This window comes from Litchfieldella anticariensis FP35 = DSM 16096 (assembly GCF_000409775.1).
GTDB classification, from domain to species: Bacteria; Pseudomonadota; Gammaproteobacteria; order Pseudomonadales; family Halomonadaceae; genus Litchfieldella; species Litchfieldella anticariensis.
In genome coordinates this window covers 1,316,851-1,336,117 of sequence record NZ_KE332377.1, presented here as the reverse complement: position 1 = coordinate 1,336,117, position 19,267 = coordinate 1,316,851, and the positions used below count along the sequence as shown (strand labels likewise).

Annotated in this window: 18 protein-coding genes; 9 read left to right on the top strand and 9 right to left on the bottom strand. The window is 58.3% G+C overall.

The window, feature by feature from the left end; all coding sequences use genetic code 11:
• Window positions 1–44 precede the first annotated feature (44 nt).
• Together L861_RS06225 and cfa are read right to left on the bottom strand one after the other, a co-directional pair.
• On the bottom strand, window positions 45–959 hold the full coding sequence (locus L861_RS06225; protein WP_016415722.1) for a GGDEF domain-containing protein: 915 nt from the start codon (window positions 957–959) through the stop codon (window positions 45–47).
• 305 nt (window positions 960–1,264) lie between these two features.
• Window positions 1,265–2,416, bottom strand: coding sequence for a cyclopropane fatty acyl phospholipid synthase (cfa, locus tag L861_RS06220; RefSeq protein WP_016415721.1), 1,152 nt, complete (start codon window positions 2,414–2,416; stop codon window positions 1,265–1,267).
• Between the two features lie 210 nt (window positions 2,417–2,626).
• On the opposite strand from cfa, the gene L861_RS06215 reads away from it, so the two are divergent.
• Window positions 2,627–2,932, top strand: a complete 306-nt coding sequence (locus L861_RS06215; protein WP_016415720.1) for an MTH1187 family thiamine-binding protein — start codon at window positions 2,627–2,629, stop codon at window positions 2,930–2,932.
• Between the two features lie 300 nt (window positions 2,933–3,232).
• Window positions 3,233–4,426, top strand: coding sequence for a formaldehyde dehydrogenase, glutathione-independent (gene fdhA, locus L861_RS06210; protein ID WP_016415719.1), 1,194 nt, complete (start codon window positions 3,233–3,235; stop codon window positions 4,424–4,426).
• 203 nt (window positions 4,427–4,629) lie between these two features.
• Here the strand turns inward: fdhA and L861_RS06205 are convergent, their stop codons facing one another.
• Window positions 4,630–5,562, bottom strand: coding sequence for a LysR family transcriptional regulator ArgP (locus tag L861_RS06205; RefSeq protein WP_016415718.1), 933 nt, complete (start codon window positions 5,560–5,562; stop codon window positions 4,630–4,632).
• A gap of 98 nt (window positions 5,563–5,660) precedes the next feature.
• On the opposite strand from L861_RS06205, the gene L861_RS06200 reads away from it, so the two are divergent.
• Window positions 5,661–6,269: a LysE/ArgO family amino acid transporter gene (locus L861_RS06200; RefSeq protein ID WP_016415717.1), complete on the top strand. Its 609-nt coding sequence runs from the start codon at window positions 5,661–5,663 to the stop codon at window positions 6,267–6,269.
• Window positions 6,270–6,275: 6 nt separating this feature from the next.
• Here the strand turns inward: L861_RS06200 and L861_RS06195 are convergent, their stop codons facing one another.
• The gene (locus tag L861_RS06195; protein ID WP_016415716.1) at window positions 6,276–7,640 is read right to left on the bottom strand and encodes a TrkH family potassium uptake protein; all 1,365 of its coding nucleotides are present in this window, start codon (window positions 7,638–7,640) and stop codon (window positions 6,276–6,278) included.
• Window positions 7,641–7,679: 39 nt separating this feature from the next.
• The gene (locus L861_RS06190) at window positions 7,680–8,336 is read right to left on the bottom strand and encodes a potassium channel family protein (protein ID WP_016415715.1); all 657 of its coding nucleotides are present in this window, start codon (window positions 8,334–8,336) and stop codon (window positions 7,680–7,682) included.
• A gap of 278 nt (window positions 8,337–8,614) precedes the next feature.
• Between L861_RS06190 and hppD the strand changes: the two genes are divergently transcribed.
• The 6 genes from hppD to L861_RS06160 all read left to right on the top strand — a co-directional run bounded on the left by hppD (window position 8,615) and on the right by L861_RS06160 (window position 15,509).
• Window positions 8,615–9,718, top strand: a complete 1,104-nt coding sequence (gene hppD, locus L861_RS06185; RefSeq protein WP_016415714.1) for a 4-hydroxyphenylpyruvate dioxygenase — start codon at window positions 8,615–8,617, stop codon at window positions 9,716–9,718.
• A 191-nt stretch (window positions 9,719–9,909) separates the two neighbouring features.
• Window positions 9,910–11,370 carry a sodium-dependent transporter gene (locus tag L861_RS06180; protein WP_016415713.1) on the top strand — a complete coding sequence of 487 codons (1,461 nt, stop codon included), beginning with the start codon at window positions 9,910–9,912 and terminating at the stop codon, window positions 11,368–11,370.
• A gap of 339 nt (window positions 11,371–11,709) precedes the next feature.
• The gene (gene nosP / locus L861_RS06175) at window positions 11,710–12,861 is read left to right on the top strand and encodes a nitric oxide-sensing protein NosP (RefSeq protein ID WP_021029125.1); all 1,152 of its coding nucleotides are present in this window, start codon (window positions 11,710–11,712) and stop codon (window positions 12,859–12,861) included.
• Between the two features lie 94 nt (window positions 12,862–12,955).
• Window positions 12,956–13,987, top strand: a complete 1,032-nt coding sequence (locus L861_RS06170; protein WP_016415711.1) for an ATP-binding protein — start codon at window positions 12,956–12,958, stop codon at window positions 13,985–13,987.
• A 169-nt stretch (window positions 13,988–14,156) separates the two neighbouring features.
• On the top strand, window positions 14,157–15,038 hold the full coding sequence (gene cobA, locus L861_RS06165; protein WP_016415710.1) for a uroporphyrinogen-III C-methyltransferase: 882 nt from the start codon (window positions 14,157–14,159) through the stop codon (window positions 15,036–15,038).
• 39 nt (window positions 15,039–15,077) lie between these two features.
• On the top strand, window positions 15,078–15,509 hold the full coding sequence (locus L861_RS06160) for a septal ring lytic transglycosylase RlpA family protein (RefSeq protein ID WP_016415709.1): 432 nt from the start codon (window positions 15,078–15,080) through the stop codon (window positions 15,507–15,509).
• 23 nt (window positions 15,510–15,532) lie between these two features.
• Here the strand turns inward: L861_RS06160 and L861_RS06155 are convergent, their stop codons facing one another.
• Genes L861_RS06155 through L861_RS06140 form a run of 4 tightly spaced genes read right to left on the bottom strand, consistent with a single transcriptional unit; the run spans window position 15,533 to window position 19,258 of the window.
• Window positions 15,533–16,618, bottom strand: a complete 1,086-nt coding sequence (locus L861_RS06155) for an ABC transporter substrate-binding protein (RefSeq protein ID WP_016415708.1) — start codon at window positions 16,616–16,618, stop codon at window positions 15,533–15,535.
• The gene (locus L861_RS06150; protein WP_016415707.1) at window positions 16,615–17,988 is read right to left on the bottom strand and encodes a sensor histidine kinase; all 1,374 of its coding nucleotides are present in this window, start codon (window positions 17,986–17,988) and stop codon (window positions 16,615–16,617) included. Before L861_RS06150 ends, L861_RS06155 begins: the two co-directional genes overlap by 4 nt.
• A complete protein-coding gene (locus tag L861_RS06145; RefSeq protein ID WP_016415706.1) occupies window positions 17,985–18,647 on the bottom strand; it encodes a response regulator transcription factor in 663 nt (220 codons plus the stop codon). The genes L861_RS06150 and L861_RS06145 overlap by 4 nt, the downstream gene beginning before the upstream one ends.
• Entirely contained in the window at window positions 18,644–19,258 is a 615-nt protein-coding gene (locus L861_RS06140; RefSeq protein WP_016415705.1) for a helix-turn-helix domain-containing protein, read from the bottom strand. The genes L861_RS06145 and L861_RS06140 overlap by 4 nt, the downstream gene beginning before the upstream one ends.
• Between the last annotated feature and the right edge of the window lie 9 nt (window positions 19,259–19,267).

Here is a 19,267-nt window from a genome sequence, read left to right as displayed (position 1 = left end):
GGGCCGCAGGGGCATGATGCCTACCGCTGGCAGCCTTTCATTGTTCACTCGCTACCAGCGACTCGATTGCGCCCCGCATGCTTGGCAGCATAGAGGCCTCGATCGGCACGTTCGATCAGTACTTCCCGTGATTCTCCCACCCGGTGCTCGGCAACGCCGATGCTGACGGTTACTCTGCCAGGCGTGATGCCAAAGTCGTGTTCGGCGATATATTTTCGCAGGCGTTCGGCCAATGGTTGGCATCGCGAGAGGGGAGTTAACGGTAGTAGTACAGCGAACTCCTCACCCCCCAGCCGGGCGACGAGGTCTTCTTCTCGTAATGTGTTGGTGCATAACGTCGCTAGATCGGTGAGTACCTGATCGCCATACAGGTGCCCCCAGGTATCGTTGATGCGCTTGAAGTGATCGAGATCGATTAGCATCAGCGAGAGTGGTGTGCCATGGCGGTTACTTAGCGAAATTTCCTCATCGAGGCGAGCCATCAACTTGCGTCGATTGGCCAAGCCGGTCAACTCATCGGTATCGGAGAGTTCGCGCAGGTGAGCCTGATAGGCGACCTGCTCACTGATATCCACCATCAGGCCATGCCACAAGGTGCCGCCGGAAAGGGATTCGGGCTGGGCGCGAACAGCGATCCAGTGCACCTCGCCATCGGGTTGGCGCAAACGGAATTGAGTGGCTAATGGGTTGTGGGTCTTGGCCGAGCGCTCGATAGCGGTCATCAATCTGGGGAAGTCCTCGGCATCGATGCGCTCGAAGGCATGATGAGCGTTGTCGGCCAGCAGCCTGCGTTCTACGCCACGGATAAGAGTGGCACTACCGGCAAGGTAGGGAAACCACATCCGTCCCGCGGCACTGCGGTAAAACTGAAAGATCATGCCGGGAATGCGCTCGGTCATTCTCTTGAGCTGTTCGAGACTTTCCTTGGTCTCGGGCAATGCTTTCATATCGGAAAACATGCGTGATGGGCCCCTGCTTGGCTTCCTGCCACGTAAGGAGGCACTGAGTAGATGTCTACACGTTGCAGACGCCTTATTCAGTGGTTCTGTAACAGGATTATTATTATGCATTGCATTTCGCCATCGGTGTCGGCATTTCCAAGTGCTACAGGCCGACACGATGGGTTCAACACCCTTACGGTGCTGGACATCTAGCAAGAGCGCTAATATACGCGTGGTGGGGAGTTGGCGTCATTCGCCACAGGATGTAAGAGATCGCCGACATTGAAATAGCGTTGACTGGATGTCGGCAGGTGTTAGGCCGCTCAGCGCGGGGCATCATAACGTCCGTTGCGCCCACGCGAGTACACGATCTGCCACAGTTGCAGGTCACGGGCTCGGAAGGCGCCGGCGCAGACCGAGAGATAATAGCGGAACATGCGTCGCGTGCGTTCGTCGTAGCGGTCGGCGATTTCGTGCCAATGGGCATCAACGTTCCTGAGCCAGGCCATCAATGTGCGGTCGTAGTCGGCACCAAAGTTTTGCCAATCTTCCATCAACAGGTGGCCTTCGCAGGCTTTGGTGATGTGCATGGCCGAAGGTAGCACCCCGTTGGGGAAGATGTATTTGTTGATCCAGGGGTCGGCGCTGATATCGGAGTTATTGGATCCGATGGTATGGAGCACGAACAGGCCGTCTGCTTCCAGAAGCGATTCGACGGTAGTGAAATAGGTGCGATAATTGCGGTGGCCGACGTGCTCGAACATACCGATCGACACGATTCGGTCATAACTTCCCTTCAGATCGCGATAGTCCTGGAGCCGGATTTCCACCGGCAACCCCTTGCAGCGCTCCTGGGCCAAGGCCGCCTGTTCCTTGGAAATGGTGATGCCGGTGACTTCGACATCGTAATGTCGTGCGGCATGTTCGGCAAAGCTGCCCCAGCCGCAGCCGATATCCAGAACCCGCATGCCCGGTTCCAGGTTCAGCTTGCGTGCCGCGAGATCGAGTTTGGCAACCTGGGCCTGATGCAAGGTCGTGGCTTCCTTCCAGTAGCCACAGGAGTAACACATGGTTGGATCGAGCATGCGTTCGAAGAGATCGTTACCCAAGTCGTAATGGGCCTCGCCTACAATGTAAGCGCGGGCCTTGCTCTGCAGGTTCAGGAAACCGGCCTGCAAGCGGTACATGAGGCGCTCGGAAGGGGTATGGGCATGTTCGCCGAGCCCGTGGCGCAACAAGCGATTGGCCATTTCGTCGATGCGTTTGCATTCCCACCAGCCATCCATGTAGGACTCGCCTAACCCGAGAGTGCCTTGATGCAGGACGCGGGAGAAGAAATCCGGATGAAACACCTGGATGTCCCAGGGATGATTGCCATTGAGGGTTACACCGGAACCCTCGAGAAGTTGATCGAAGACGCGTCGGGCTCGGGTGTCGGGGAGAGCGATAGGGCCTATGCGAGTGTCACTGGTCATATGCCGAACTCCGAATCAATTTGCGCGTCACAGCGCGATACGGGTCTCGAGCAAGGCGTTCCTTGCCGTTTTGCAACAACTTTATTAGCTTGCTACTGGCCAGACAGAGATTCAACAGCTTAAGGCTATGTATTCGATAGCCTAGACCACAAAGTCGTTGATTGCCTTGACCGGACCAGGTCGAGGTATGTCACAAGGGAGGATGAAACGATGCATGTCATTGCGGACCTGAGCATCATTCCCATCGGTGTCGAGGCATCGGTTTCGCCATATATTGCCGCCTGCGAGAGAGTGATCCGCGATACCAACCTGAAGCATCGCCTGCATGCGCATGGAACCAACGTCGAGGGGCCCTGGGATGAGGTGGTTGCCGTGACGAAACGTTGCCATGAAGTGTTGCACGAGATGGGCGCGCCGCGGGTCAATACGACATTGAAGCTTGGTACTCGAACCGATCGTGAGCAGACCATGGACGATCGGATATCGAAGGTCGAGGAATTGTTGAAGCAGCAATAGCATGAAATGCCCTTTTGGGGCGCTTCATCTCAGGCTGGCACGGACCCGATCATATGATCGGGCCGGTATCGTTGTGAGGGGAAGAGTTTTGGCATCGGGATGTCGATGTCTCATTTGGACCTGTCGGTGTCTCGTTGGGACCTATCGATGTCTCATTTGGACCTGTCGATGTCTCATTTGGGCACATTGCCATAAAGCTGGACGACTACCCTGAGAGCGCAAGTCGTCATCTCGGTGACGACCCCGAGCGATATCGCTTCCCGATATCGTCCATGAAAACAACACACAGGACGTCAGCCAATGAGTCAAGGCAACCGCGGGGTGGTCTACAAGGGCCCCGGCAAGGTGGAAGTGCAATCGATTCCCTTCCCGGAATTGGCACTGGGCAATCGCAAGTGCGACCACGGCGTAATCCTGAAGGTGGTCACTACCAACATCTGTGGCAGCGACCAGCACATGGTGCGTGGGCGCACCACCGCGCCGTCCGGCCTGGTGCTGGGCCACGAGATTACCGGCCTGGTGGTCGAGTGCGGCCGCGACGTGGAGTTCATCAAGCCGGGCGACTTGGTCTCGGTGCCGTTCAACATCGCCTGTGGCCGCTGCCGCAACTGCAAGGAAGGCAGGACCGGCATCTGCCTCAACGTCAACCCGGCTCGCCCCGGGGCGGCCTACGGCTATGTCGACATGGGCGGCTGGGTCGGCGGCCAGACCGAATACGTCATGGTGCCCTACGCCGACTTCAACCTGCTGAAGTTCCCGGACGCCGACCAGGCCATGGAGAAGATCCGCGACCTGACCCTGCTGTCCGACATCTTCCCCACCGGCTTCCACGGCTGCGTCACTGCCGGCGTCGGCCCGGGTTCCACTGTCTACATCGCCGGTGCCGGCCCAGTCGGCCTGGCGGCGGCGGTCTCCGCCCAGCTGCTGGGGGCGGCTTGCGTGATCGTCGGCGACATGATCGAAGACCGTCTGGCGCAGGCACGCAGCTTCGGTTGCGAAACCATCGACCTGACCCAGGACGGTGACATGGCCGACAAGCTCGAGGCGATCCTCGGCGAGCGTGAAGTCGATGCCTTCGTCGATTGCGTCGGCTTCGAAGCCCATGCTTGTGGCTGCAACCACGGCAAGGAAGCACCGGCCACCGTTCTGAACTCGGCGATGCAGATGACCCGCGCCGGCGGCCAGATCGGCATTCCGGGCCTGTACGTGACCGAAGATCCGGGCGCGGCCGATGACGCCGCCAAGCATGGCGCGCTGAGCATGCGCTTCGGCCTCGGCTGGGCCAAGTCCCACAGCTTCCACACCGGCCAGTGCCCAGTGATGAAGTATCACCGTCCGCTGATGCAGGCGATCCTGTTCGAGAAGGTCAAGATCGCCGATGCGGTCAACGTCCAGATGATCACCCTCGACCAGGCCCCGCAGGGCTACGCCGACTTCGATGGTGGCGCGGCGAAGAAATTCGTCATCGACCCACATGGCAGCGTAGCGGCCTGATCGCGTTTGTGATCGACGCTTCGACACCCCGCCTATGCGGGGTGTCGTAGTATTAGGCTTTGTCCGAAAACTGCCTGCGCTCGCCCATACGGCGTTAAAAATCAGCTCAAAATGCTCATTTACAACTACGTAAACTCTGCTTTTTCGCTGATTTTTGCCTTGTCTGGCCATTGCTCGGCGACTTTTCAGACAAACCCAGGGGGTCATGTCGGGACCGGCGCGAGCCAGTCATTACCGATCCTCAGCAGGTGGTGGGTCAGTGCTTCCAGGGTTTCACCACCATGGCGCCAATGGTGCCAGTAGAGCGGGACATCGATGTAATGGCTGGGGTCGAGTTCCACCAGTTGGCCCGATTGTAGATGATGACCGGCATCTAGATCGATGAGAGCTCCTTCGCGCAATTCTCTTTCCGCCTGGCGTTCGGGGATCATGCCGTATCCCAGGCCGGCCAGCGCCATACGTACGAAGCCTTCCGACGATGGGCACAAATGGTGGGGAAAGGGCTCATTCACGCCATGCATGGCCAGGTAACGGTGCTGCAGGCGATCATCCGGACCATAGACGATCGCGGGGGCCTTCATGAGCGCTTCCCGTGTCAATCCTGCGGGGAAATAGCGAGCGATGTAGTCGGGGCTGGCCAAGGCTCGATAGCGCATGCTGCCCAGGGGGAAAGCGCGCGCACCCTGTACTGGGCGAGGGGAGTCGCAGATACAGCCGGCCACTTCACCGTCTCGCATTCGTTTGAGGGCGACTTCCTGATCTTCTACCACCAGATCGAGGAGCACGCGTCGCTCATGACAGAAATCGCCAATACCTTCCGACCACCAAGTAGCCAGACTATCAGCGTTGATTGCCAGGCGCAGGCGTTGTTCGCCTTCGCCGAGTGCCGGTACGCGGTCGAGAAGATCGCGTTCCAGTAACCGTACCTGCAGCACATGGTTGAGCAGGCGACGTCCCATCGGAGTGGGAGCAAGCTTGGGGCTGCGTACCAGGACCGGTTGACCGAGACGGGCTTCGAGCAGCTTGATGCGCTGGGAAACGGCGGATTGCGTAAGCCCCAGGTGTTGGGCAGCGCGTTCGAATCCCGATTGATCGATCACCGCGGCCAGCGCTTCAAGGAGTTTATAGTCGAGCATCAGTTTTATTAATCATCCATTTCCTGAATTAATTTCATTCATTGAATAGTCAAGCCTAACCTGTGCATCCATTGCAAGCGAACAAAAGGAAAACCAAGGTGCTGATTTCGACACTGCATGGGTTGGTGGTCTGCGCTGGTTTGATCGTTGCCATTGGCGCCCAGAACGCTTTCGTACTCAGCCAGGGCCTACGACGTGAACATGGTTGGCTGGTCGCATCGGTGTGTGCGCTTTGTGACTGGTTGCTGGTTGGTCTCGGGGTGCTAGGGGTGGGAAGCCTACTCGCCGAGCAGGCAATGCTGCTGGAAGTGGCACGGTGGGGGGGCGCGGCCTTCCTGGCTTGGCAGGCAGCGCTGGCATTGCGACGTGCCTGGAGCGCTGATGGCCTGGTTGCCGATGGAGCCTCGAGAGGAACATGGCAGGCGGTACTCGTGACCACCTTGGCCGTGACCTTGCTGAATCCGCAAGTCTACCTCGAGACGGTGGTAATGTTGGGTGCGATCGGTGCGGTACAACCGAGCCCGGAAGGTTTCTTCGTGGGTGCGGCGATGGCGTCCTTCGGTTGGTTTTTTGGCCTGGTGGCAGCGGCTGGCTGGCTGGCACCGCGTCTCGAGAATCCTTTGGCCTGGCGCATCATCGATGGATGTATCGCCATCATGATGGGGTGGATCGCCTGGCGACTGGCCAGCGGCGCCATGCTCGGTTGAATGAGACTAACCTATTTGTACGTTTTCCTCGGCGTACTTCAAGCCACGACGCTGGCGGGTAGTGATGAAGAAGCCCAGTGTGATAGGGCCCGTACGGCCAAGTAGCATGGTAATGATCACGATGAGCTGGCCGGGCACCGAAAGTTCACTGGTAATGCCTCGTGATAAGCCCACGGTACCGAAAGCGGACACCGACTCGAAGGCTAGCGCGAGAAAGGGTTGTCCCGGCTCAGTAATGGTCAGCACGAATAGGCAGCTAAAGACCAACAGCAGGCCGGCCAGTGCCACGGCCACGGCCTTGAGGACCGTCTGCTCCGGAATCGACCGCCAGAAGACCGCTGGTTGTGGTCTGCCAGTCACGAAGGCGCGTGCCACCAGTAACAACACCACGAAGGTCGTGACCTTGATGCCACTGGCTGTGGACGCCGAGCCGGCACCGATGAACATCCACAACATGGTCAATAGCGCCGATGGTGTCGTCAGTTCGCCAATGTCCAGTGTATTGAAGCCCGCCGTGCGTGGTGCGACGGCTTGGAACCAGGCGGCTTGTAGACGCGTCCCGATGCTATCCAGCCCACCCAATGTCGCGGGGTTATGCCATTCCAGCAACAGCAGGGAGGCCATGGCCACGAGTGTCAGCCATAGGGTGGCATGTAGCACGATCCGTGTGTTGAGTGATAGTGGCTGGCGCCGATGCAGTTGTGTGAGTTCAGCGATGACCACGAACCCGAGACCTCCGATGATGAACAATGCACTGACCACGCCATTGACCAAGGGGTTAGCGACCTCTCCCATGAGACTGTTTGGCCAGGTCGAGAAGCCGGAGTTATTGAAGGCTGCAATGGCGTGAAACACACTGACCCAAAGTCCTGGCCATAGACCGAACTTGGGTACCCAGGTGATGGCCAGCAACAGGGTACCGAGAGTTTCCGCGATCAGAGCGAAGGCGATGATCAGGCGTACCAGGTGCATCAAGGTGCTGAAGGAGGTCTGGTTGAGGCTTTCCCGGATTAATTTCTGCTGTTGTAGCGGCAGGCGCATGCCGAGTAATGCCAGCATCAGGGCGGCAAAGGTCATGAAACCGAGACCTCCAAGCTGAATCAGGCCAAGAACCACAATTTGGCCGAATAGTGTTAGCTCTGAGGTATCGATGACTCCCAAACCAGTGACCGTTACTGCCGAAGTCGCAGTAAACAATGCCTCATGCCAGGCTAGGGGGATGTTCGCTGCCACGGGTAACAGTAGCAGTAGGGTGCCGATGACACTGAGCAGGGCAAACCCCAACAGTAGAAGTTCCGGGGGCGAGAGTCGGATGACCCATCCATGAGGGTGCAAATGAAGCGGTCGTGCGAGACGTTGCCGAAACCTCATCCGGGGATTCCTTACCCATTCAGGGTCAGAAAGAGGTGGCTAGAGTTTCTTGCCCAAGGACCGCAAATCATCCAAATCCCCCATCAGAATCAAATTGTCATCGTCTTCCAGGGGAGTGTCGTCACTTGGGGCCTTGGTGACCTTGTTTCCCCGCTTGAGGGCTAACAACGATAGCTTGTCCGGATCCAGAGCCAAGTCGCCAATCGTTGCGAAATTTTCGCGCAGCCGGGACGTGGTTTGCAGTTCGACGATGAACTGGCGGTCGCCAAGGTCGATGAAGTCCATGACGGCTTGGTAGTGCAGGCTTTCGGCCACCCGCAGGCCGGTATCGTATTCGGGATAAACCACATGGTCGGCCCCCAGGTGTTCGAGTAGGCGGTAATGCGTATCCGAATGGGCCTTGACCCATATTTCGCGAGCCCCCTGCTCACGTGCCAGCAGGGTGCAGATCATGCTGGCTTCCAGATTGTCGTCGGTATCGATGACGACAGCGTTGTAGTCGCTCAAAGACAATTCCGACAAGGCTTGCTCCTCGGTGATATCGGCGACCACGGTATGACTGAACACATCGGAGAGGGCATTGACTCGAGCTTCATTGCGGTCGACTCCAAGCACTTTATCGTGCTGACGGCGTAGTTCCTTAGCAACGGTAACGCCAAAGAAACCCATGCCCAGAATGGCGAATTGCTGTGACATCTTGCCTCCCGACCTTAGGCAACCCCGTGCCCATAGAAGATCAGTGTAGTGCAGCCTTATTCCGTAAACTTTTCGATACACCTTGTCAGGCTTTCTCGCCACCTCTATGCCATGAAGTGGGCGTTTCTTAGTGCCGTAAGGATTTCGTGACAGCCATGATTCTCATGGTTAGGCCAGAATCGTCACAAGACGTAGGACACGACGTTCCACGGCTTGTGGCAGGGCTCTAGGCTGTTATCCACATTGCATCGCATCGATAACAATCCAGGAGATCCCTAATGAACGCCCTTGCTCAAAAGACGACCGAGACTCACGCCACTTACAACCCCATTGGTACCGATGGTTTCGAATTCGTCGAATATACGGCGCCCACTGAGGAGGGGCTCGATGCACTGCGTTCCCTGTTCAAGCAAATGGGCTTTACCGAAACACGCAAGCATCGCTCCAAGCAGGTATTCCTGTTCCAGCAGGAGGGCGTGAATTTCGTACTCAATGCCGAGCCGGGAAGCTTTGCCGCTGAATTTGCCAAGGTTCATGGTCCCAGCGCTTGCGCCATGGCCTGGAAGGTGGCCGATGCCAAGCAGGCCTTCGAGCATGCGCTAGCCAATGGCGCCGAAGCGGTAGAGAACCCGGTGGGGCCGGGAGAAGTCGGCATCCCCGCCGTCAAGGGCATCGGTGGCTCGTTGCTCTATTTCGTCGACAACAAGCTCGACGACAAAGGTCGCACTATCTATGACATCGATTTCGAACCGATCCCCGGCCGCGGTGCCAACGATCATAGCGTGGGCTTAAAGGTTCTCGACCACCTGACCCATAACGTGGACCGTGGCCAGATGGATGTGTGGGCGGACTTCTATACCCGCATCGCCAATTTCCGCGAAATCCGCTACTTCGATATCGCTGGCAAGAAGACGGGACTACATTCGCGTGCCATGACGGCTCCCTGCGGCAAGATGCATATTCCGATCAACGAATCTGCCGACGACACGTCGCAGATCGCTGAATTCCTGCGTGAATACAATGGCGAAGGCATTCAGCACCTGGCCATGGCCACCGATGACATCTATGCCACCGTGCGTGCCTTACGCGCCAATGGTGTCGAGTTCATGTCCACGCCGGATACCTACTACGAGAAGGTCGACGAGCGGGTACCCAACCATCGGGAGAATGTCGAAGAACTGCACAAATTGAATCTGCTGATCGACGGTGCGCCGGGTGAGGGGATATTGCTGCAGATTTTCACCAAGACGGTGATCGGCCCGATTTTCTTTGAAATCATCCAGCGCAAGGGCAACGAGGGCTTCGGCGAAGGTAACTTCAAGGCGTTGTTCGAATCCATCGAGGAAGACCAGATTCGCCGTGGCGTACTCAAGGACGAATAAGTGAAGCGCTGACGATAATCGGCGAACGCCCCCTCCGTAGCCACCGGATGGGGGCGGGTTTTGTAGCATCGTGACTTCTCTTTATATCTAAGTAACCCATGATTCAAAGATGTCTTGATGGCGAGTTGGTATAAAGGCAAAAAATAACGCTAGAATCCGCGACAACAACAATCTCCCCGAAGGTATTCGAGATGATGGCAAGACGAAAACCCAAGAATCTATGGTTGGGACGCTGGGGATTCATCCTGGCGGCAACGGGCTCGGCGGTCGGACTGGGCAACATCTGGAAGTTCCCCTACATGACCGGCGAATACGGTGGGGGAGCATTCGTACTGGTCTATCTGGCCTGCATCCTGGCGGTCGGGGTACCGATCATGATGGTCGAGATCGGTCTCGGTCGGCGGGGGCGCGGTAGCCCCATCGATGCCATTCGCCGCGTGGCTCTGGAGTCGGGACGTAGTTCGGCCTGGTCGCTGCTTGGCTGGATGGCGATGCTGTGCGGTTTCATGATCCTGTCGTTCTATGTCGTGGTGGCTGGCTGGTCGTTTTCCTATTTGTGGAAGGCGCTGACGGGTGGCCTGGCGGGAAACGATGTGAGCGACATGGTGGCCATCTTCGAAGCCAACAACGCCAACCCGTTGGTATTGGGGTTCTGGAGTACGCTGATGACGCTGGTCACCATGTTGATCGTGGGCAAAGGGGTGCAAAAGGGGATAGAACGTAGCGTGAGTTGGATGATGCCGGGCATGGTGATCATGCTGGCGATCATGATCGGTTACGCCATGTTCTCTGGCGGTTTCGGCGCGGGGGTGGCCTTCCTGTTCTCCTTCGAAGTCGGCAAGCTTTCCAGCGAAGGACTGCTGGCCGCTCTGGGACATGCGTTCTTCACCCTGTCCCTGGCATCCGGAGCTATTCTTACCTACGGCTCTTATCTGCCGGATAACAGCTCGATCGCGCGTACCACCTTTATGGTGGCCATTGCCGATACGTTGGTAGCCTTGATGGCGGGGCTGGCAATTTTCCCGGTGATTTTCGCCAATGGCATGGACCCCGCCGCGGGGCCAGGGCTGTTGTTCATGAGCCTGCCGCTGGCGTTCCAGGCCATGCCGCTGGGCATGCTGTTCGCGACCATCTTCTTCATCATGCTTTCCATGGCGGCGTTGACCTCGGCGATCTCGATGATCGAGGCCACCGTGGCTTGGCTCAACGAGAGCAAAGGCATCCCGCGGGTCAAGGCGGCCTGGGGCACGGGGATTCTGCTGTGGCTGATCAGCACCATGGCCATGCTGTCGTTCAACGTCGGCGCCGACTGGACACTCGCCGGCAAGCACTTCTTCGACTGGCTGGATTTCCTGACCTCACGTTTCATGATGCCGCTGGGTGGTCTCGGGATGGCACTGCTGGCCGGCTTCCTGCTGCGTAACGAGATCTTCAAGTCGGAGTTGGGGCTGTCCTCTGTCCAACATGTACTATGGCTATTCATGATCCGTTATGTCAGCCCGCTGGGGATCGTGCTGGTGTTCATCGATAGCCTGGGGCTGATGACGCTGAATATGGGGACGCAATGGCCGTGGCTGTTGGCTGTGCTGGTAGCGATTACCGTGATCGGTGAAGTGGCCAGCCCGCGCCTCAAGCAACAACTGGCTGGCTGATCGCTACCTCTCATCAGCAACCTCCAACCCCCGCCATCGTGCGGGGGTTGGTCGTTTTGTCACACACTACCTAATCGATAACGATACTCTCGCGACGATTGCCTATGCCACGTTGTCCTGATCTTCGTTCGTTGATTTTTCGGACAACATATAGGCAGTAGCTGGGCCTGTTCTAGCCGATATAACCCATGGGTTTTAGGTATCTGTTATCGTAGGATTTTAGGATGCGGCTTCCCCTGAATCGTTGAAGATGCCACGGGACTTCAGCAGCTCTGGATACTGTCGCTTCCTCCCGTCGCCCGATTCGGGCGTACCGTTTTCATCCCCGGAGAAGGTGCGATGTCCCAGGATAGAATAAGAACAGCACACTCCCGTGCCGCCGATGCCCGTGAGGCTGCCCGTGAATTTCACGCAAGGGTCTCGCAACCGGGAATGGCACTGGTGGTTTTCTTTTGCTCCAGTATGTATGACCTGGAGGCGCTGGCGGACGAGTTGAACGGCTTGTTCAGCGATGTCCCGGTCGTGGGTTGCACGACAGCTGGTGAGATTGGCCCGGCTGGTTACCTTACGCATAGTCTGACAGGTGCCAGTTTCCCCTCCAGCAGTTGCATGGCGGCTACCGGCTTGCTACAGGAGCTGCAGCAATTTGAATCCCGCGTAGGCAACGAGTTTGCCCAAGATCTGTTGCGTCAACTGGAGGACTGCCACGAAGCGTCATCATTGAAGAGCGTTTTCTCATTGCTGCTCGTCGACGGTTTGTCGCTACGTGAGGAGTCGGTGGCTCGGTCAGTACAGGATGGCCTCGGACGGATTCCAGTGATCGGGGGCTCGGCCGGTGATGACCTCAGGTTCGAACGGACCTGCGTATTCCATGGGGGCGCCTTCCACAACGATGCGGCGGTGCTGGCGCTTGTTTGCACCCGCTTCCCCATGACTGTCTTCAAGACTCAGCACTTCGTATCCACCGACAATCGACTGGTAGTGACTGAGGCCGATACTGCCAATCGCATCGTGCTTGAGATCAACGGATTACCGGCTGCCGAGGAGTACGCGCGGCTGATTGGTGTCTCCCTGGCGGAATTGACGCCTACCAATTTTGCGGAGTTTCCGGTGATCGTGCTGATCGATGGTGCTGACTATGTACGTTCCATCCAGAGCATCAACGAAGACGGCAGCATCACGTTTTTTTGCGCAATCGACGAGGGGCTGGTGCTGCGTGTGGGACGCGGCGTCGACTTGGCCGGTAACCTGGAGCAGAGTCTGGCAAAGGTCGGTGAGGAGGTTGGATCGCCGCAACTGATATTCACCTGCGACTGCATATTGCGCAGCCTGGAGGTGGACCGGCTCGATGAGAAAAAGCGGGTCGGCGATATCCTGCGACGCTACAACGCAGTCGGCTTCAGTACCTATGGCGAACAGTTTGGTGGGCTGCACGTCAACCAGACGTTGACCGGGGTAGCGATTGGCACCCCGCTGCTGGACGAGGCCTGACATGAACGCTGATGGTAACGAAGAGGCGTTACGTGCAGAGATAGCACGCCTTAATAAGATCGTCCGGTCGCTTATGGATCGAGCGGAACGGGACATGAGCAACCAGGGGTCTACCTTCGGCCTGTTTCAGAGCACGATCGTGCTGGAAGGACAGGTGCGTAACCGTACCCGAGACTTGGAAGCAGCGCTGCGAGAAAACGAGAAAATGACGCGCGCGTTACAAAACGCCATGGAACGGCTGGAGGGGGAAAAGGAAGCGCAGCGGCAGTTGTTGCTCAAGCTTGAGGAGGCCCACGTCCAGTTATTGCAGTCGGAAAAGCTGGCATCCATCGGCCAGCTCGCCGCCGGCGTCGCCCATGAGATCAACAACCCCATTGGCTTCATCAACTCCAATCTGGGGACCCTCAGTGAGTATGCCTCGGCACTGCTAAAGCTCATCGAAACCTATGAGATGGGTGAGGCACAGTTGCGTGCCGACCCGGAATTCTCTGCCAGGCTCGATGATGTCAAGAAAGATGCAGACATTGCCTTTGCGCGTGAAGACATCCTCTCGCTACTTGATGAATCGATGGAGGGCACACAACGGGTACGGGATATCGTACAGTCTCTACGTGATTTCTCTCGTCCAGGCGAAATGGGATGGGAGATCGTGGATGTACACCAGGGCATCAACAGCACACTTAATGTGGTACGCAACGAAGTCAAGCACACGGCCGAAGTGATTCTGGAGTACGGTGACCTGCCGTCGGTCGAGTGTGTACCATCACAGCTGAATCAGGTCGTGATGAACCTGCTGGTCAACGCCGCTCAGGCGATTCCGGATTACGGAACCATCACCATCAGAACGAGTAGCGACGGCGACCAGGTTGCGATAGCGGTCATCGATACTGGCGCTGGCATGGCGGCCGAGACCTGTGCCAAGGTGTTCGACCCGTTCTTTACCACCAAGCCCGTGGGCAAGGGCACTGGTCTCGGCCTCTCCGTGTCGTACAGCATTATCGAACGCCATAACGGCCGTATCGATGTGCAAAGCGAACCCGGCGTCGGGACGACGTTCACCATGCGTTTGCCGATACGCCAGACTCCGGCGGTTGAACTTGATGGTCTGTCTTCCGGGGCGTGTTAACTATCATTTGCTCTGACTTGGCCAAACCTGACGAGATGGCGTGTATCTGATACGCGTTGCGGGGCGTTATAAACTTCCAAGCAGAGGTTACTGGCCAGCCCTCCGCAAAACCCTTATCGTTGGCTATATAAAATCTTCCCCTATAGATCCAACAGGTATAAATGGCGCCATGACGACCGCCGATCCTTCTCAAGTCGATGCTCCTGGCGATCACGCTCGTCTTGCCGGGTTGCGTGATTTTCCCCGTGGTCAGGTGACGCTGATAGGCGCCGGACCGGGCGACCCGGAGTTACTAACCCTGAAGGCCTTGAAGCGCCTGCAGGTTGCGGAAGTGGTCCTGCATGACAGGTTGGTCAGTGCCGAGGTGCTGGCGCTGGCCAATCCCAAGGCAAAGCGTTGCTATGTCGGCAAGGCGCGTTCGCAGCATAGTGTGCCTCAGGATGGTATCAACAGAGCCTTGGTGGAGTGGGCACGCGCCGGTAAGCGGGTGGTGCGCCTGAAGGGCGGTGACCCCTTCATTTTCGGCCGTGGCGGTGAGGAACTCGAGGCGTTGGCCGAGGCAGGGATTAGCTTCGAGGTTATTCCCGGAATCACCGCTGCTGCGGGGTGTGCCGCTTATGCCGGGATTCCGTTGACGCATCGCGATCATGCACAATCGGTGCGCTTCGTGACCGGGCATCTCAAGGATGGCAGTTGCGACCTCGACTGGGCGACCATGGCACGCCCCGGCCAGACGCTAGTATTCTATATGGGGCTGGGTAGCCTGGCGATCATTCGCGAGCGATTGCAAGCTCATGGTCTACCGCGCGAAACGCCGCTGGCACTGGTCGAGCAGGGTACCACTGCCCGCCAGCGAGTCCATATCGGTACTCTGGCTGAATTGCCGGCGAGTTTGGTGGATGGCGATGTGAAGCCACCTACATTGATCATCGTGGGAGATGTGGTGTCGGTGCAATCCCGATTGGCGTGGTTCGACGATCAGCGAGCGTCGAGCCAGGGCTGGCATGAAGGCAAGCACCCGACACCTCAGTCCGAGAGTCGTAGTGCCTGATTGATACAGCAGTCCTGATTGACGTGGATGAGGTCATGGATGATGGTGATGGATCGAGAACGTCTTGTGGCGGCCAGGGGGCGGATAAACTCTCTGGTCGTTTTCCTGTTGGTGACGATGCTGCTGGCTGGATGCGCTAGTCGCGATGCCCGTGAATCGGGTACTGGATTGACCGAAGGGCAGGTGGAGGAGGGATTGGCCTCCTATTATGCCGACCGCTACCATGGACGACAGACCGCTAGTGGAGAACGTTTTGACCAGCAGGCTATGACGGCTGCGCATCGCAGTTTACCGTTCGGTACCCGTGTCCGGGTGACCCGTCTCGACAATGGCCGAGAGACAGTGGTGCGTATCAATGATCGAGGGCCTTATTCGCGCGGGCGCATCATTGACTTGTCGCGCCGTGCCGCTCGCGAACTTGGCATGGAAAGCGATGGGACGGTCCGGGTACGTGTCACTCCTCTTCGATAGACCTCCGGAAGAGGGAGGCGACATCACGGAAAGGGAATCGCAGACCAGCGCTGAAACTCCCGTTGCCAGCGACTCAACAGGGCCTCGCGCTTGAGATCGTCGAGAGTGGCCAGCAGCCCTGGCCCCAGCCGGATCGGGCGTAATGCATCGCCGAGACGAGTACGCATCTCGCCGGCCGTACCAGGGCCTTCCAGCGAAGGATGTACCGTGCCCAGTGACGTCCGTTCGCCGATGACGCGTTGCCCGGCTTCACTAAGCAGATAATCGAGAAACAGCCGTGCCGATTCGGGATGCGGTGCTTTGCGGGGAATGAAAGCCAGGCGCTGGGTCACTAACGCATAGTCGCTGGGAATGACCATTTCCAGTTGGGGATGCTCTTCGACGAAGTCTCTGGCATAGCTGCCCAGTAGGTTGTAGCCCAACCAGTAGCGCCCCTCCGCGAGTCCCTCGAGCATCTCTCCCGTAGTGCCGACCAGGGCGGCATCTGCTCTGCCCAAGGCGGCGATCAGGTCCCAGTAGCGTGGCGACAGGCGGGCCTCTTCGATGGCATAGGTATAGCCGGCGCCACTGCGGGCCGGGTCATAGGTCACGACACGATTGCGAAGCTCCTTGTAGCGGCGTTCCAGTAGACTCAGTAGCTCGGCATGACTGGCAACGGCGCCGAATTGCTCTGCCAGTTCGTGTCGGTAGACGATGACGATGGGCTCGAACGTCAGGCCGAACAATTCCTGCCGCCAACGTGCCCAGGATGGCCATGCGGAAGCCGCGGGTGTCTCGAGAGGTTGAGCATGGCCATCATTGGCTAGCCGATATTGCCATGGCATGGCCGAGGAGATCATGACGTCAGCCTTCTCTTGCTCGTCGTCCAGAAAGTGTTGATGCAGTGCAAGTGTCGTGAAGTTGCGGTAATGCAGTTCGATATCCGGGTAACGGCGGTGGAAATCTTCCAGTACCGGCTCGACATAAGGCAGGTCGAGGGCGCCGTGGATGGTCAATGAGCGTGGAGGGGGGCCATCCTCGTTCGTGGCGGGAAAACGTAGCGATTCATTGGCCACTGCTGGCAAACCCAGCCAGGCCAGCGCGAATGCCAAAATTAGCGGTTTGATCATTGGCGATCCCCTGGAAAACGCAGGATTACCCGCAGGCCCCGCCCGTCTTGGCCCTCGCGCAGGGTCAGGCGTGCCTGATGGGTACGTGCGATACCATCCACGATAGCCAGCCCAAGCCCTGATCCTTCACCTCCGTCACGGCCACGATAGAAAGGCCGGAGCACCAGTAGTCGCTTGTCCGCCGGTATTCCCGGGCCATCGTCTTCCACTTCGAGGGTTGGGGGATTCGGCAAGGTACGCACCGTAATGCGTTTGGCACCGTAACGTCGCGAGTTGTCGATCAGGTTGCCCAGTGCTTCCTCCAGTTGCCAGTCGACACCCGCGGCCATGACGGGTGAGTCCGGCACTTCCATGCCTAAGTCGATACCATCACGGTGGCAGGTGTTCCAGGCATTGCGAACTGCCATGCGTGACACGACATTCAGGTCCAGACGGCGTAGCTCAGGCGTTGCCTCGGGATTGTTGAGTCGTGTCAGCGACAGCAGCTGTACCGCCAGACGCGCGGTACTGGCACTGGTGGCTTGCATGGCTTTCAATGCATCGTGCCACGCTTGAGGGTCGTCCTGGCGCAAGGCGAGTTCAGCGCGTGCCGAGAGCCCTGCCAGGGGGGTGCGCAATTGGTGGGAGGCGTCACCGATGAAACGTTCCTGATTGGCTCGTACCCGGCGCATGCGCGCCAGCAACTCGTTGAGCGTTTCACGCAGTTCGGCGAGTTCGCGTGGCAAGGAGAGCTCCAGAGGTGCCAGGGTACGCGGATCACGTGCACGAATGGCGCGACGTAGTCGGGTCAGTGGTGCCAATGCGGAGCGTACTGCCAGAAGCAATACGATGATTGCAACCCCTGCCATGGCCGCAATATAAGCCAGATTACCGCGGAGGAGTGAAAGCGTCAGGACCTGACGTCCCTCACGAGTATGTCCAACCCTGACTTCGAAACGTTCCCGTAGGCTCCAGTCTTCCAGACGAGTACGCCGTATCCCTTGGCGCAAGTCCAGACCGTGCCAGTCGATGTCGCGATAGTACAAGGTGTCGCCGCTTTCGGCGTCGCCGCGGGGGTCGCCGGGAAGGCGGGCATTACCGGTGATGAATTCACCATCGCCATCATAAAGCGCATAGAACACTCGCTCCTCGGCGTCGGTGGCGAGCATCTCAAGTGCCGCCGGTGGCAAGTCGAGCCATAGTCGTTCGTTCTGCCATTGCACCTGTTCTGCGATAGCAAGCGTGGCCGCCTCCAACAGGCGATCGAAGGCGCGGTCCGCGGTCTTGCGTGCGTCCAGATAGGCTTGTATCAACATCAGGGCTCCCAATGCCATCAGAGGCAGCAGCAACCACACCAACAGCCGTCGATAAAGGCTACCTGGTGGCTTCACGATGCCTCCAGCAGATAGCCCAGGCCACGCACGGTACGAACTTCCACCTGACTGCCCTTGAGCCGACGGCGTAGGCGATGGATATAAACCTCGATGGCATTGTCACCCATGGCGTCTCCCGCGAAGGCTTCCTCGGCGAGTTGTGCCTTGTCCACTGGTTCGCCGATATGGTGCATCAGGCAATTCAACAGACGCTGTTCACGGGGGGGGAGGTTGAGAGGCTCGCCATCCAGGCTGAAGCGCTGTGTCAAGGCATCGAATGCCAGCGTGCCCACCTGTAGTGCATGGTCGTGTGTCTGACGGCGGAGCAGGGCTCGAACCCGCGCTTCCAACTCATCAAGTGCAAAGGGCTTGGCAAGATAGTCGTCGGCTCCCAGGTCGAGCCCCCGCACGCGGTCTTCGATGGCGCCGCGGGCGGTAAGAATGAGTACCGGTGTCTTGCTGTCGTGACGACGCAGGGAGGCGAGCACCTCCAGGCCGTTGCAGCCCGGCAGGTTTAGGTCCAGCAGTATCAGGTCGTAGCCATGGCCGGGGGTGGCAAGGCGTTGTTGGGCGATCGCTCCATCGTCAAGCGAAACGACCTGGTATCCCTCGAGCTGGAGAGCGTCGTTCAGTGTCTCGGCAAGCAAGGTATCGTCTTCGACCAGCAGGAGCTTCATGGCGCTTCTCGTTTGGAGTCATCGGCCGGCTGTCGCTGCAGTTCGGCAACGGCGTCACTCAAGTGACGCTTGGCGCTTTCCTGGGATAAACGTCCATTGGGACCGGATAGCGTCAGCCACAGCGACAAGCCACCGGAAGAGGGGCTTAGTGATTGGCATAGCATAAAGCCACCGGCGAGTTCCAACGCTGGGTCGTGGTCGTGGACGATCGGCCAGCGCATCCCGGGGCGCAAGTCATGACGGAGACTGTTGTCAGGTAACGTCACCAGCCGACATTCGGCATGGCCCGCTGTGACTTCCAGCAAGGCTGATGTTTCGCCACTACGTTCGGCAAGGCCATTCAGCACGGGTTGTACCCACGCCGCCAGTTGACGGCTGGGAAGATGACGACGCGCCAGGCGCACTGGGGTATGCCCTAGGCGATACCGGCCGTCGTCTCCCCGCTGCACATAGTCATAACGCTCTAATGAACTCAACAAACGCAGCAGGGTGCTCTTGTAGAAACCGGTGGTATGCGCCAGCTCGGCCAGCGTGAAGTGCTCTCGGGGAGAATCGAACGCTTCCAGTACGGTAAGTGCTCGCTCCACGGCCTCGACGCGATCCTGTGCCATAGTGAATTC